The sequence below is a fragment of the Flavimaribacter sediminis genome (assembly GCF_019492055.1).
GTDB lineage: Bacteria > Pseudomonadota > Alphaproteobacteria > Rhizobiales > Rhizobiaceae > Flavimaribacter > Flavimaribacter sediminis.
This window is the reverse complement of the sequence record NZ_JAICBX010000003.1, coordinates 270,536-285,412: the sequence shown is the minus strand read 5'-3', so window position 1 is coordinate 285,412 and position 14,877 is coordinate 270,536. Positions and strand designations below refer to the sequence as shown.

Sequence of the window (14,877 nt, the reverse complement as noted above, 5' to 3'; positions counted from 1 at the left end):
CTGACGCCAGGCTTTGAAAAACCGAGGAGAGGGACCGGGCGGTTGGTTCCGCCCGGTCCGCTGGCATGATTGCGTTGCGTCAGCTGGAAAGGCCGGTGACGCCTTCGACGGACCAATCCCAGTTGTAGAGTTCCATTTCCGTCATCCTCTGGCCTTCCGGCACGCGGACTTCGCCGTTGACGTCCTTCAGTTCGCCGACGAAGGGCGACCAGCCGTCGAGCATCTTCTGGCGCACGGCGTCGGCGGCGTCGCCGACTTCCTGCGGAACGTTCTGTCCCCATGCGTCACGGTCAACCCCGCCGCCCAGCGGCAGGAGATGTTCGCCCGGAGTCCATTCGCCGGCAAGACGCTTGCCCACCTGATCGACGTAGAAGTCCTTGAAGTCGATGATGACGGAGGAAACGTAGGCGTTCGGACCGTAGCGACGGATGTCGGTGTTCCACATGGCCGCCCAGACATTGCGCTTCTCGGCGACCTGCAGGTATCCCGCCTCGTCCATGATGCCGAACAGGAAGTCGCAACCATTGTCGACCAGCGCCGTGCCGGCCTGGGTCGCGGCCTGCGGGTCGAACCAGGAGTTGATTACGATCGTCTGCAGCGTCGCGTCCGGATTGACGGTGCGCGCGCCCATGATGAAGGCGTTGGTGCTGCAATAGACGGAAGCGACCGGGAAGGAAGCGACGTAGCCGAGCTTGCCGGTCTTGCTGAGGTGGCCGGCGGCGACGCCGATGACATAGGTCGGATACCAGTGGGCAAGATAGTACCAGCCGAGATTGTCCATCAGGACGTGGCCGTTACACTCCATGAATGCGACTTCCGGCGCCCGCTTGACGACTTCGTGCAGGAAGTCGCCGGTGGACGAGGTGTCGAAGATCATGTTCGCGCCTTCCTTGACGAACTGCCGGTAGGTGCGCGTCGCGTCGGAGGAGTAGGGGACGTTTTCGACTTCGAGGATGTTCTTCAGGTTGGGATAGGCTTCCTTGCAGGCAAGCAGACCCTGGTGGTGGCTCCAGGTCCAGCCTTCGTCGGTGATCGGGCCGACGTGACCAAAACCGAGGACGGCGTCCTCTTCCTTGATCGCCGGCAATGGCTCGGCGGCTGCCGCCTGCCTCATAAGACCGCTCGGCAGGAATGTCGAAGCGGCGCCGGCGGCGCTCATATTGAGGAATCCGCGGCGGGAAAGGTTACGTAGATTGACCATGAGGTTCCCTTTTCTTTCTACAGGAGACCGGCAGTCCGGGACCGCGCCGTTCGTGCCGATCGAGAATAACTGCGATTTGCAACGCAACAATTGTGCCAACCGCGATGCTTCAAAGCCGCGCCTGCTCCGCCATGGTGCGCTTTCACGAAGGTCGACTGAGCCGTGAACGCGAGCAGGCCAGGCCCACGCTCGCGACGGCAGGCCGGACCGGTTCAAACTCCAAGGGATTACTGCTTGTTTTCGATTGGAAAAACGGTCCGCAGAGCAGCCTGACAAAAAGCAGTTGTTCGGAATAGAGAGAATTTTTTGAACGCTGTCATGCGTCAAACGCAACAGCCTGGATCAAAAAACCACTTGAAAGCGGAAGCGCGCGCGGACTAGAATGCCTACGAATAATGCAAGACTAATTATTAGGCAATATTCTAATAATTAGGCATCGAGTACGGGTTCATCGTGATCAATTCTGCATCCGAAAGAGTATCTGCCGAGACATGTCGGAACAAGCGTCTAAATGGTCGCGCCTGCAATGACTGAAGCGGTGCAGTTCACCTTTTTCGGGAGCCTTCAGGCCGACAGCTTTCTGGAGTTCGCCACGCATCGCGCACGGCGTCTCGATCTCGGCTACGTATTCGGCGAATGCAGCAATCAGGCCGTAAGCGTTGCGGTGGAAGGCGCTCATGACCTCGTGGACGCCTTCGAGATGGCCTGCAGCCTCGGGCCGCATGATTGCATTGTTCTGGATGTGGAAAGAAAGTCCGGCGCAGCTCTTCTGTCCGGCAAGACCAAGGAGAAATTGGCATGACGGCTCCGACCGGTTGGATTCCTGTCGCCCTATCGTCGGAGATCGAAGCAGGCGCTTCCGCCGGCGCGGTGGTCGACGGCAACGAGGTGGTTGTGTGGCGTGACACCAGCGGTGTCGCGCATACCTGGGAAGATCGCTGTCCGCATCGCGGCATGCGCATGAGTCTCGGCTTCGTGCGCGGCGACCATATCGCCTGTCTCTATCACGGCTGGCAATACGATACGGCCGGCCAGTGCCGCTACATACCGGCCCATCCCGATCTCGATGTGCCGCAGACGATCAAGGTGCCAACCTATGTGACGAGTGAGGCAAACGGCATTGTCTGGTCGACCCTGTCCGACGCGGTTCCGGACGAGGCAATTCCCGGCGAAACAGACGAAGTCACCCCTCTGCGCAGCCTCTATGTCGATTGTCCGGCCGCTTTTGTCCGTGAAACGCTGGAAACTGCATCGATGCCCGGTTTTTCCGGTTCAGAAGGAGAAACGGTCTTCACCGCGGTCTCCGACGTCGTCTGGACACTGACGTCGGGCGAGGACAGGCTCTATATCGGCGTTCAGACTGTTAATCCTTCCCGGACAGCCCTCCATGTCGTGATCGCAGGTCCGCAGGCGACCTACGCCGGCGCCGGTCAGGCGCACTTTTCCGGGTGGCTTGAAACTTTGCGGCGAAGCCTGGAAGACGACGCGCCGGATGAGGCGATTTCTGCGCAAATGACGACGGCGGAGGTCGCCTGATGTCCGTGATTACGCTGTACGATTACGAACTCGACGAGCACTGTTACCGGGTTCGGTTGCTGATGACCATGCTGGGCCTTGAGTGGGAGCCGCATCCGATCGACATGGTTCCGGGTCAGGAGGAAAAGCAGCCTCACATGCTTGCCCTGAACCCGCTTGGACAGCTGCCCGTCCTGAAGGACGGGGATCTGGTGTTGCATGGCGCAGACGCGCTGCTGGCCTATCTCGCAAAAACCTATGATGGCGCGAACACCTGGCTGCCCGAGGACAGCGCCGATTTCGGTCGGGTCATGATGTGGCTCAACTTTTCGAGCTCGGCCCTCGGCGCTGCTTCGCAGGCCCGGCTGCAGTCGCTTTTCGGGACGACCGGAGTCGACGCACCCCTGAAAGAGGCGAGCCGGAAAGCTTTTCGCATCATGGACGATCACATGACGAAGCGCGGCTATGAAAACGGCGAGTGGTTTGTCGGCGATCATGTGACGCTGGCCGACCTCGCCCTTTTCCCGTCCTTTGCGCTCAGCCGTGATTTCGGAATCGACCATGACGAGTTTCCGGCGCTTCGACGGTGGATCAGGCGTTTCCGCAACCTTGAAAAGTTCACCACCATGCCCGGCATTCCCGACTATCACTGAAGCAGGATATCTGTCGCGATGAGCACGATCACACGATTTTCAGTCGCCCCTCTCTCCACCATGACCCGCAAGCTCGCCGACGTGGCGTTCGGCCGGCAGGAACCGGACCTTGTGATCGGTGACGCAAGGGTGCTCTCGACCTATTCGGAGCGAATCCTGCCGGACAAGGAAATCTGGATCTCCGGCGGGCGGATCGCCGCCGTGCAGCCCAAGGGAACCTACAAGGGCGGCGACGCAAAGATTTACGACGCCGCCGGCGGCATCATCGCTCCGGGGTTGGTGGATCCGCACATCCATGTCGAATCCAGCATGATTACGGCTTGCGCCTACGCCGAAGCAGCGCTCCTCAACGGCACGACGACCATCTTCTGCGACAGCCACGAAATCGGCAACGTGATGGACGTCGCGGGCGTCGAGGCGATGCTCGAGGATGCGCGCCAGGCGCCGCTTTCGATCTTCCTGACCGTTCCGAGCACCGTGCCGGCGACCTCGCCGGAACTCGAGACCGCCGGCGGCGACCTGACGCCGGACAAGATCGCCGCGATTTTCGACAAATGGCCGGAGGCTGTGGCGCTCGGGGAAAAGATGGATTTCGTGCCGGTGGCCATGAGCGACGAACGCAGCCACGCGATTATCGCTGCTGCGCTTGAACGCGGCCGGCCGGTGTGTGGCCACATCTACGGACGCCAGTTCGTCGCGGCCTACGCGGCAGCCGGCGTGACCGACACGCATGAGGCGATCGACCGCGAGATCGCAGACGACCTGCTTGAAGCCGGCATATGGCTGTTCCTGCGAGGCGGTCCGCCGACGACGCCCTGGCACAGTTTGCCGGAAGCCATCAAGACGATCACCGAACTCGGCGCGTCGCACAAGCGCGTTTGCGTCTGCACGGACGATCGCGACGCGGACGACCTGCTGATCTTCGGGCAGGACTGGGTGACGCGGCAGGCCGTCAAAGCCGGCATGACGCGGGAACAGGCCTGGTCGATGGGATCGCTGCACGGGGCGACGCGCTATGGAATGGAGAACGAATTTGGCGGCATGGGCGGCGGCCGGCGCGCTGACGTCGTGCTGCTGACCGACGACCTGGAGCCGGTGAACACCTGGTACGGGGGCGAGCTCATGGTGGAAAACAAGGCGATCACGCCGCTGCTCGACGCGGCGCTGTCGAACCCCTACCGCTATCCGGATGCGGCGTATCATACGGTCAAGCTGCCGACTGAAATCACGCTCGCTCCGGAGTTGCCGACGGAAAAGGTGACCGCGCACGCCATCCGGACGGAATTGCCGGGCATCGAACTTGGACATGTGAAGATAACGCTGGATCCGGCCAATGACTGGCAGTCGCATTTTGACCGGCATGATCTCTGCTTTGTCAGCGTGATCGAGCGGCACGGCAAATCGAACGGCAACGTTTCGCGCGGCCTGCTCAACAATTTCGGCCTGAAGCAGGGCGCCGTCGCATCCTCCGTCGGTCACGACAGCCACAACATCATCATCGCCGGCACGAACGAGGCAGACATGCAAGTCGCGCTCAGGGCGATCGAGGACCATCAGGGCGGGGTCTGCGTGGTCGCTGACGGCGAGATAAAGGCGATGCTGCCGCTGCCGATCGCCGGCCTGCTTTCCGACAAGCGCGTGGGCGAGGTCGCCGAAGAGGTCAAGGCGCTGAAGGTCGAATGGGAGAAGGCCGGCTGCACCATCGCCTATATGGGCTTCAACCTGATTCCGCTTTCCGTCATTCCCGAAATCCGGATCACCGATATGGGACTGGTGCTCGTGCCTGAAATGGAAACCGTGCCGTTGTTCGAGACCGCATGATGGAACCCTACCGCCTCGGGCTTGTCGCAACGCGGACCCACTACTTCCAGCTTGTCGCCAAGCTGGGGTCGATCCGTCAGGCAGCCCGGGCGATGAATGTCGCGCCGTCATCCGTCAGCCGGATCATCCGGCAACTGGAAGAGGAGCTTGGCACGCCGCTCTTCGAGCGGGTGCGCCAGCGACTGAAACTGACAAGCGCCGGCGAACTGCTGCTCTATCACGCCCGCATCAGCCTTTCGGAGCTTGGCCGCGCCTGTAACGAAATCAACGAACTTCATGGCCTGCAACGCGGCACGGTTTCGATCAGCGTGGTGGAGAGCGTCGCACGCGGCCAGATGCCGGCGGTTCTGGAGGAATTCTGGAAGCGCTATCCTGCCATCGTGGTGGACATAAAGGTCACGGGATCACAACAGGCGGCCGACGCTGTGCATGAAGGCGATTGCGATCTGGCCGTCGCCTTCGACGTGAACACGCCGCATTCGATCCGGCGTATCGCGAGCGCCTCCCTGCCGTTGGGTGTGGTCGCATTGCCCGGCAGCCGCTTTGCCGGCCGGCGGAGCCTGAAGCTGTTCGACCTGTCCGGCGATCGCGTCATCCTTTCCGATTCCAGCCTGATGCTGGGCGCCTCCGTCGAGGAAGCCTTCAGCCAGACCCTGATTGATCTCACGCGCCGCTCGCGCACCAATTCCATCGAACTGATGGTGGAGCTAGCGCGCCGCAATCTCGGCACGGTGCTGCAGACGCAGATCGGCGTCGAGGAGGAAATCCGCAACGGAACCCTGATTTTCGTGCCCTTGCGCGATCCAAAGGTTCCAACCCGCAAGCTGATGCTGCTGTCGCGATCCGAACGCGAGATGTCGGACGCCGCGGCGGCTCTGGGAAGATTGCTGGCGCAATCCATCGAGCGTTCCGTGAATTCGACGCCGGCGCTGGCGGAGGCCACGGGCTGATGGCGAAGTTGTTGCCTTCTACGCAATTCATTGATCAGAAATCAGGCACTATTCCGAACAACTTGTTTTTGCGATTTTCGGCCGACAACGAGGATTATGCATGAAAAAAACGGCTGTAGACGCGGTGATACGCGGACTGAAAAGGGCGGGAGTGAGCGTCGTCTGCTACCTGCCCGACTCGCTTTTCAAGGAACTCTATCCGGCGCTCGACGCAGATCCGGACATTCGCACCATCCGGGTGACGAACGAGGGCGAGGGCGCCGCCATCTGCGGCGGCGTGTTCCTGTCGGGCAAGCGCGCGGCGCTGGTCATGGAGAATTCCGGACTGCGCGCCTCGGTCGAACCGCTTGCCCGCATGGGCCTGGGCGCCGGAATACCTGTGATCATGCTGATGAGCTATCGCGGTGAACTGGGCGAAAACAACTGGTGGGCCATTCCTCACGGCATAACGATGGAGCCGGTGCTGAACGCCCTGCGCATTCCCTATGACGTCGTGCGCGAGGAGAAGCGGATCGAGCAGGCCATCGTCAACGCCTATGAATGGTCCTATTCGGCCTATTACCATTCTGCGGTGGCGCTTGGCGGCGAGGTGGTGCGATGAAACGCTATGACTGCATGAAGGCGCTGGCCGCGCGGCTGAAAGACGAATTGGTGATCCTGTCGCTCGGGGCCAGTGTCGACGAATGGTACAACGCGGCGCCGCACATGCGCGAAGCCAGCCTGTTCCAGCAGCAACTCGGTTGCGTAACGCCGGAAGCCTTTGGTCTCGCCGCCGGTCTTCCCAACCGCCGCATCGTGTCGCTCGATACCGACGGCGGCATGATGTTCAATCTCGGAATCCTCGCGACACTCGGCAATGAGCAACCGAAAAACCTCTTTGTCGTCGTCTGGGACAATGAATGCTACCAGTCGATCGGCGGGCCGCCGACGCATACGGCGTCGGGCAGGGTCGATATCGCCGCCATTGCCCGCGGCGCCGGCGTCGACAACGCTTTTACCGCGCACACGCTTGAAGAATTCGACGCGCATTGCGCGGCGGGGCTCGCGGCCGATGTTCCATACATCGTCGTCGCCAAGGTCGCCGGCACGGTGGAGCCGGATATCCGGCGCAAGCATTCGGACGGCCGCGAGGACAAGTACATTTTCGTGCGCCACGTGGAGGAAACCGAAGGCGTGGTGATCATGGGTCCGAGCGAACACAACTAGAGGCGCTCAGCCGGGGAAACCTTAGCCAGAGATGACAGCAGGCACGATCATACCGAATAGACCGCTTCTGCCCGAATATGACTTCATCGTAGTCGGCGGCGGCTCCGGCGGTTGCGTTGTGGCGCGACGCCTCATCGACGGCAGCGACGCGACGGTGCTTTTGATCGAAGCCGGCGAGAGCGGCTACGGCGCGCCGGAAATCGAGGACCCGTCGCGGTGGGTTCCGCTCGGTCGCAGCCAGTACGACTGGGGCTACAATTATGCGCCGACGCCGCTCGTCAATAACCGGGTGATCGGCATTCCGCGCGGCAAGGTGCTGGGCGGTTCGAGCAGCATCAATGCGCTGATGTGGTATCGCGGAAATCCGCGCGATTACGACGCATGGGTCGAGGCCGGCGCGGAAGGCTGGAGTTTCGAAGACGTCCTGCCCTGGTTCCGCCGTTGCGAGGACTGGGAGGGCGGGGCAAATGACTATCGCGGCGCCGGCGGACCCTTGCGGATCGAGACGAGCCGTAACCTGCATCCGGTCGCGCGCGGCATGATGGAGGGCGCTGCGGAACTCGGCATTCCCCTGATTGACGATCCGAACGGCCCGGACAATGAGGGCGCGGCGCCGTCGAACTTCAATATAAGTTCGGGACGGCGGCACAGTTCCGCGGACGGCTACCTGAAGCCGATCCTCGATGAGGAGCGGCTGACGATCCTCACCGGTTCGCAGGCGATCGGGCTTCTTCTGGACGGAGCGCGCTGCGTCGGGGTGCGGCATACCGGTGAAGGCGGCGTATACGAGACGCGCGCCAGCGCCCATGTGATCCTGGCGCTGGGCGCAATCGACACGCCGCGTCTCCTGATGATGTCCGGCATCGGCGATGCGGAGGAACTGCACCGGTTGCGGTCGCCGGTAAAATGCGCGCTACCCGGCGTCGGACGCAATTTCCAGGACCACCCGCTGGTGCAGGCCTGCGTGTTCCGTTCGAAATCGCCGCTTGGTCCTGTGACCGACAATGGCGGCGGCACGATGCTTAACTGGAAATCAAGGCCTGATCTGGCGCAGCCCGATGTTCACGCCTTTCCGGTGCAGGGCAACAGCGCCGAACCGGCTCTGCGCGACCGCTACGATGCGGACGGGGAGTTGTTCTCGTTCGGCGCCGGGCTGATGCACTCCAAGAGCCGGGGATATTTGCGCCTCTGGAGCACAGAACCGGACGGACTGCTCGAAATCCAGCCGAACTTCCTGGCCGAGCCCGACGATCTTGAAGCGCTGATCGTCGCCGTCGACACGATGATGGAGTTGTCCCGGACCGGGGCGATGGCGGAACTTTTTGGCGGTTACGCGATCCCTGATCACCCGATGAACCGCAAGGAGACGATCGAGTTCATTCGCAATGGCTGCTCGACCTTTTTCCATTGCTGCGGCTCCTGCGCCATGGGTTCGGACGAAATGGCGGTGGTCGATTCGCGGTTGAACGTGCGCGGCCTGGACGGGCTGTCGATCGCCGATGCGTCCGTCATTCCGGTTATACCCAGCTGCAATACCCACGCCCCGGTCACCATGATCGGCGAGCGGGCCGCCAGTTTCATACTGTCCGAACATGGCGTCGGCGCACCGACTGAACAGGAGACGGCATGTCTGCAGACGAACTGATCCTTTCCGGCAATTATCTGTTGACGATGGATGACGACAACACGGTTGTTGCGGATGGCGCTGTGCTGGTGCGCGACGGGCGGATCGAGGCCGTGGGTAACCGCAAGGATCTGTCTTCGCGCCATCCTGACATCGCCGTGAAGCATTTGCCCGACGCGCTCCTGATGCCGGGCATCGTCAACGCCCACGCTCATTCCGGCTTTCTTCGAGGCACGGCGGAGCATCTGCCGGTCTGGGACTGGCTGACCCTGCACATCAACCCGATGCATCGCATGCTGCAAGCGCACGAAGCGGAGATCGCCTCCCGCCTCTGCTATGCGGAATCGGTGCTTGGAGGCACGACGACCGTCGTCGACATGTGGCGCTACATGGACGGCAGCGCCAGGGCCGCCGAGGCGATCGGCAACCGGCTGGTGGCGGTGCCCTATGTCGGCGAACATCCGGACTACGACTATTTCGACACGCTGGACATGAACGAGGCGCTGATCGAGGACTGGCATCGCAAGGCGGGCGGGCGGGTCAATGTGTGGGTCGGGCTCGAACATCTTTTCTACGCGGATGAGGCCGGCCAGCAGCGGGCGATCGAGATGGCCAAGCGCCATGGCACGGGGTTCCACACCCATTGCAGCGAGGCCGATATCGAGGTCGCAGAATTCGAAAAACGCTATGGCAAGCGACCGATGTTCGCGCTCGAGGATCTTGGCTTCTTCGAGACGCCGCGTGCGATGATCGCCCACGCCGTGTGGCTGGACGAAAGCGAAGTGGAGCTGATTTCGCAAAGGCCGGTGTCGGTCGCCCACAATCCGGTCAGCAACATGAAGCTTGCGAGCGGCATTGCGCCGATTTCGGACATGCTCGAAGCCGGCGTGCCGGTCGGGCTCGGAACGGACGGCGAAAAGGAAAACAACAATTTCGACATGTTCGAGGAGATGAAGGGCGCTTCGCTGCTCGGCAAGTTGAGGCATCGCGACGCCGCCGCCATGGACAGCTGGCAGTGTCTGCGAATGGCGACGATTCTGGGCGCCAAAGCCATCGGGCTCGACGGTGAGATCGGCTCTGTCGAAGCAGGCAAGCAGGCCGACATCATTGCCGTCAGAACCGATACGCCGCGCATGACGCTGCTATTCGGCGATGGCCCATATTTCAATCTCCAGCACAATCTCGTCCATGCGGTGCGCGGCGGCGACGTCTGTCTGACGATGGTCGACGGCCAGATACTTGTCGATGACGGAGAACTGAAAACCGGGGATCTGTCCGAAATCATCGCGGACATACACCGCGTAGCGCCCGGCCTGTTCGAGCGCCGCGCAGCGTGGCTTGCGGCCAATACGGGCGGATCGAAACAGTGGACCGAGGCCGGCCAGGAAGGGTCATGAGATGACGAAGACCACAGACAGGGCGGTGCTTGACGACTGGTACGCCGTGGAGACATCCACGGATCTGACCTCGAAACCGGTCCGCACCCGGCTTCTCGGTCAGGATATCGCGCTTTACCGCAACGAGGGCGGAACTCCGGTGGTCCGCGAGGTGATGGAGGATGGCGAACATGGCCCGCCGCTTCCCGTTCGCGAGCGCTATGGCTGCGTGTTCACCACGCTTGGCGCGCCGAACAAGGACATTGTGGAGATCGAGGAATCGCATGAGGCCGATCGCCGTTTCGTGCCCTGCGGCTGGGTGACGATGCGGGCTTCCGGTCTCAGGGTCGTCGAGAATTTCCTCGACATGGCGCATTTTCCATTTGTCCACACGGACATTCTGGGCGCTGAACCCCACACGGAAGTTCCGGTCTACAAGAGCGAAATCCGCCGCGACGTGGACGAGGTGTGGGCCACTAATTGCACATTTTTCCAGCCGCGCATCGCGGCGACGGAAAGCGAGGGCGATTTCGTTCACCTGACCTATCGTGTCCCGTCGCCCTTCACCGTGATGCTTTATCGGGTCTGCCCCACGGCGCCGGACCGGCTGGACGCGATCGCCCTGTTCATTCAGCCGATGGAAGAGGGATACTGTCGCGCGCAGCCGGTGATGTACCTGGTTGACGACCAGTCGTCACACACCTCGATCCTGCATTTCGAGCAGATCATCTTCCTGCAGGACAGGATCATCGTGGAAAACCAGCGGCCGTTGCTGCTGCCGCTCGAACCGCGCCGCGAAATCCCGACCCGCGCAGATTCCTCGTCTGTCGCCTACCGGCGCTGGCTGAAGGAAAAGGGCGTGCGCTTCGGAACCGTGAGGTCCTGAGCCGTATGCGGGTCGTTCATCCTGATAGTCTGACGGAAGCGCAGGAGATTGCGCGGGACGCCGGCGGGACCGCCTGCTTCGTCGCCGGCGCGACAGCGCTGCAGCTTTTGTGGGCGAATGGCGGGGCGAAGCCCGACATCCTGATCGATCTTGGCGGGATTGCCAAATCGAGAGGCGTTGTGGCCGAAGGCGGAGACATTCGCATTGGCGCGCTGACGACCCTCTCCGACGTCGCCAGTGATGAAGGTCTTCAGACGGGCGCGCCGTTGCTTGCCCATGCGATCGGATCGGTCGCCGGACCAGCAGTGCGTAACCTCGCCACGATCGGCGGCAATATCGCCAATCGCAATGGCTGCCTGCTGCCGGTTTTGCTAGCGCTTGAGGCGCGGCTCGTCGTCTTCCGATCCGGCGCAATGCGCGAGATCGCGCTTGCCGAGTGGCTTGGCGAGACGGCGACGGCGACGGATATTGTGTGCTCTGTCAATGTGACGGCGCCGGGCGAAGGCGCGGTGTGGATACACCGGAAGGTCGGGCTGCGGCGCGTGTTCACGCCTTCGGTTGTTGCAGTCGCCGGCGTTGTCCACTTTGATTCTAGCCGGCTCGGTGAATGTCGCATCGCAGTCGGCGGTGGCGTCGTGACGCCGTCACGGCTCGTATCGGCGGAAAAGGCGCTGCAGGGAAGGAGCATCGAGTCCTGCGACTGGGCTTCCGTTTCGGAAACGATAATGCGGGAGGTCGAGGCGCCGGATGACTTGTTTCGCAGCGGCGCCTATCGCCGCAAGGCTGCGGCCGGAACGATTGTCCATGCGTTAAAGGCGAAACTGGACGGCGTCGCCGATTATGTGCACGCCGATCCAGCGCCGCCCACGCTTGCTAGCGGTGAAATAGCGCTGGGAAAGCAGATGCTTCCCGATCGCTGGTTTACCCGTCCGGATATGCCGGAGAAGGTCGACGCAACGCTCTCCTATCTGACCGACGTCAGGGAAGATGGTATGCTCGTCGGACGAATTCTCAGAGCCGGCGTGCCGCATGCGCGACTGCTAAGCATCGACGTCAGCGCGGCGGAGGCTTTGCCCGGGGTCGCAGCCGTCGTCACCCACAGGGATATCCGCGGAGAAAACGGCTTCGGCATCGTGTTCCAGGATCAGCCCGCACTTTGTCACGACAAGGTTCGCTATGCCGGCGATCCGGTGGCGGCGGTCGCCGCGGTTGACGCCGCGACGGCCGAAGCCGCGCTTGGGCTTATCCGCGTCGCATACGAACCGCTTCCGCTGGTCGACGATCCCGAGATTGCGCTTGAGCCTCAGAGCGAGGCTGTGCACGATTCCGGCAATCTGCAGACCGAACTGCATCTTGATCGCGGCGACGTCGACGCCGGGTTTCTTGAGGCGGCGCATGTCGTTGAAGAGATCTATGAAATGCCCCGGCAGATGCACGGCTTCCTGGAGACCGAAGGCGGCTATGCGCGCCTGGAAGCCGATGGAACGCTGCATGTTGCGGCCGGCGGCCAGCACAATTACCGCGACCGAATGCAGCTTTCCCGGATACTCGGTCTTCCCGAGGAGCGTATTCGGGTGACGTCCAGTCCGACAGGCGGCGCTTTTGGCGGCAAGGACGAATTGACCGTTCAGCCGGCGCTTGCGCTGCTTGCCCTGAAGAGCGGCAAGGCGGTTCGTCTGCATCTCGATCGCCCGGAATCCGTTCTTGCCGGCACGAAGCGCAATCCGATGCGGCTGCGCATGCGCACCGGTTGTGACAAGGACGGCCGGCTGGTCGCGCAGGAGGTGGACCTTGTTTCGGATTCAGGCGCATACGCGTCGCTCAGCCCCGGCGTGCTCGAAACAGCGCTGGAGCACGCCGCCGGTCCATACGTCATAGACAATATCCGCACGCGGGGACGGCTCGCCTACACAAACAATGGCGTGGGCGGCGCGTTTCGCGGCTTTGGCGCCAACCAGATGACATTTGCCGTGGAATGCCAGATGGACCGCCTGGCCGCGCTTTGCGGCCTGTCACCGAATGACATACGCCGGCGCAATCTGAGAACGCCGGGCATGCCGGGCTTTCTGGGGCAACGCGTTTCCCTGACCGAACGATGCGATGAAATGCTGGAAGCGGCGATGACCAGTCGTCTGTGGTCCTGCGAGCGGGGGCTTTCGCCGGACGGCGCCGACTATGTCGGCGTCGGCATGGCGCTGAGTTACCAGGGCAACGGCCTTGGCACAATCCCGCATGACGAGGGCGGGGGCGTGCTGAGGCTGGCGGAGGACGGACGTATTGAAGCATTGTTGGGGCTCGACGAACTCGGACAAGGGTTGCACGCGGCAACAGTCAGTCAGGTGGCTGACTTTGTTGGTTGCGCGCGCGACGATGTGCGCCCGATAACCGGCGATACGCTGCTTGCGCCGGATTCCGGGTCAACGACCGCGTCGCGCGGCTCCTATGTGCTGTGGAATACGGCGCGGCGCACCGCGCCGGAGTTTGTGCGGCGAATGATAGCGGCCGCTGGCCTGCGTCTCGGCCGGGAACCGGAAGACCTGTGTCTGGTCGCCGGCGGGATCGCCGACAGGCGGTCGAACAGCGGCGATCTCCTGATCAGTTATGTGGATCTCGCGGCGGCGCTTGATCCGGACGAGCGTCCGAGCGTTTCGACGCATTTCGCGTTTCCGAAGACGGAGCATGACCGCGGCAACGCCCGCTACATTTTCGCATTCGGCGCAACGATCGCGCGCGTTGCGGTGTCGCGCGCGACCGGGGAGGCGCGCGTGCTCGATCTGGACCTGCACTCGGCGGCGGGGCCGGTGATCGACGTGGCCTCCTATCTCGGCCAGATGGAGGGCGGCGCGATCCAGGGTCTCGGGTTTACCTTGCTGGAAGACTCCCTGATGCGGGACGGCGCCTATCTCACGACGAACCTGGACACCTACATGATGCCGGGCGTTGCCGACACGGCCGAGCGGCTGAGCGTCTTCGCGCAGGAAAGCCTTGATGAGGGCGATGATCTGGGGCCGCGCGGCGTGGGCGAACTGGGCATCGCCTCTGTCACGCCGGCCATCGTCAACGCGGTGGGCGACGCCATCGGCTATTGGCCGTCGCGCTCGCCGCTTTCTGCTGAAGCTCTTCTCGACCATATGGAGACGATGCAGTGAGCGGCGCGCCCGTCAGCTTCCGGCTCAACGGCGTCGAGCGCACGATTGATGTGCCGGCGGAAACGCGGCTGTCGGAAATCCTGCGTGATCTGCTGTCGCTGACTGCGAGCAAGGTCGCCTGCGGCGTGGGGCGGTGCGGGGCCTGCTCGGTGCTGATGAACGAAAGGCCGGTCAACGCCTGTCTCGTCATGGCCTGGCAACTGGAGGACGCGGACATCGTCAGCCCGGAAGGGCTCGACATCCTGCCCGAAACACGGATTGTCAGGCAGGCGCTGTCGGCGGAAAACGCTTTCCAGTGCGGCTATTGCGCGCCGGGCTTCGTGACGGTGCTCGTGAGCCTGCTGCGCAACGACCCTGACGCGGAGATGTCGCAGATAAAGGCGGCGCTGGAAGGCAATATATGTCGCTGCACGGGATATCATTCTATATTGCGTGGCGCGCAGGCCGCCGCCGAGGCGGTTCGCGCAGAGCGCAGCAAATCAGCATAAGGCCCACA

General features: G+C 62.5%; 13 protein-coding genes. 12 read left to right on the top strand and 1 reads right to left on the bottom strand.

All coding sequences use genetic code 11. From position 1 onward, the window contains the following. Positions 1-79 precede the first annotated feature (79 nt). Entirely contained in the window at positions 80-1,201 is a 1,122-nt protein-coding gene (locus K1W69_RS16930) for a BMP family ABC transporter substrate-binding protein (RefSeq protein WP_220229605.1), read from the bottom strand. 511 nt (positions 1,202-1,712) lie between these two features. Between K1W69_RS16930 and K1W69_RS16925 the strand changes: the two genes are divergently transcribed. From K1W69_RS16925 to K1W69_RS27090, 12 genes are all read left to right on the top strand, one after another. Then, positions 1,713-2,003: a hypothetical protein gene (locus tag K1W69_RS16925; RefSeq protein WP_258571157.1), complete on the top strand. Its 291-nt coding sequence runs from the start codon at positions 1,713-1,715 to the stop codon at positions 2,001-2,003. After that, a complete protein-coding gene (locus K1W69_RS16920) occupies positions 2,000-2,737 on the top strand; it encodes a Rieske 2Fe-2S domain-containing protein (protein WP_220229604.1) in 738 nt (245 codons plus the stop codon). The genes K1W69_RS16925 and K1W69_RS16920 overlap by 4 nt, the downstream gene beginning before the upstream one ends. Next, a complete protein-coding gene (locus K1W69_RS16915) occupies positions 2,737-3,369 on the top strand; it encodes a glutathione S-transferase family protein (protein ID WP_220229603.1) in 633 nt (210 codons plus the stop codon). The genes K1W69_RS16920 and K1W69_RS16915 overlap by 1 nt, the downstream gene beginning before the upstream one ends. An 18-nt stretch (positions 3,370-3,387) precedes the next feature. Next, positions 3,388-5,190, top strand: coding sequence for an adenine deaminase (locus tag K1W69_RS16910; protein WP_220229602.1), 1,803 nt, complete (start codon positions 3,388-3,390; stop codon positions 5,188-5,190). Continuing rightward, entirely contained in the window at positions 5,187-6,140 is a 954-nt protein-coding gene (locus K1W69_RS16905) for a LysR family transcriptional regulator (RefSeq protein ID WP_258571156.1), read from the top strand. The genes K1W69_RS16910 and K1W69_RS16905 overlap by 4 nt, the downstream gene beginning before the upstream one ends. A 100-nt stretch (positions 6,141-6,240) precedes the next feature. Continuing rightward, on the top strand, positions 6,241-6,741 hold the full coding sequence (locus K1W69_RS16900) for a thiamine pyrophosphate-binding protein (RefSeq protein ID WP_220229601.1): 501 nt from the start codon (positions 6,241-6,243) through the stop codon (positions 6,739-6,741). Beyond that, a complete protein-coding gene (locus tag K1W69_RS16895; protein WP_220229600.1) occupies positions 6,738-7,346 on the top strand; it encodes a thiamine pyrophosphate-dependent enzyme in 609 nt (202 codons plus the stop codon). Before K1W69_RS16900 ends, K1W69_RS16895 begins: the two co-directional genes overlap by 4 nt. A 31-nt stretch (positions 7,347-7,377) precedes the next feature. Continuing rightward, the gene (locus K1W69_RS16890) at positions 7,378-8,991 is read left to right on the top strand and encodes a GMC family oxidoreductase (RefSeq protein WP_220229599.1); all 1,614 of its coding nucleotides are present in this window, start codon (positions 7,378-7,380) and stop codon (positions 8,989-8,991) included. Next, positions 8,973-10,367 carry an amidohydrolase family protein gene (locus K1W69_RS16885; protein WP_220229598.1) on the top strand — a complete coding sequence of 465 codons (1,395 nt, stop codon included), beginning with the start codon at positions 8,973-8,975 and terminating at the stop codon, positions 10,365-10,367. Before K1W69_RS16890 ends, K1W69_RS16885 begins: the two co-directional genes overlap by 19 nt. A gap of 1 nt (position 10,368) precedes the next feature. Beyond that, a complete protein-coding gene (locus K1W69_RS16880) occupies positions 10,369-11,232 on the top strand; it encodes an aromatic ring-hydroxylating oxygenase subunit alpha (RefSeq protein WP_220229597.1) in 864 nt (287 codons plus the stop codon). A 5-nt stretch (positions 11,233-11,237) separates the two neighbouring features. After that, positions 11,238-14,381, top strand: coding sequence for a molybdopterin cofactor-binding domain-containing protein (locus K1W69_RS16875; protein WP_220229596.1), 3,144 nt, complete (start codon positions 11,238-11,240; stop codon positions 14,379-14,381). After that, positions 14,378-14,869: a (2Fe-2S)-binding protein gene (locus tag K1W69_RS27090; protein ID WP_220229595.1), complete on the top strand. Its 492-nt coding sequence runs from the start codon at positions 14,378-14,380 to the stop codon at positions 14,867-14,869. The genes K1W69_RS16875 and K1W69_RS27090 overlap by 4 nt, the downstream gene beginning before the upstream one ends. Positions 14,870-14,877 lie beyond the last annotated feature (8 nt).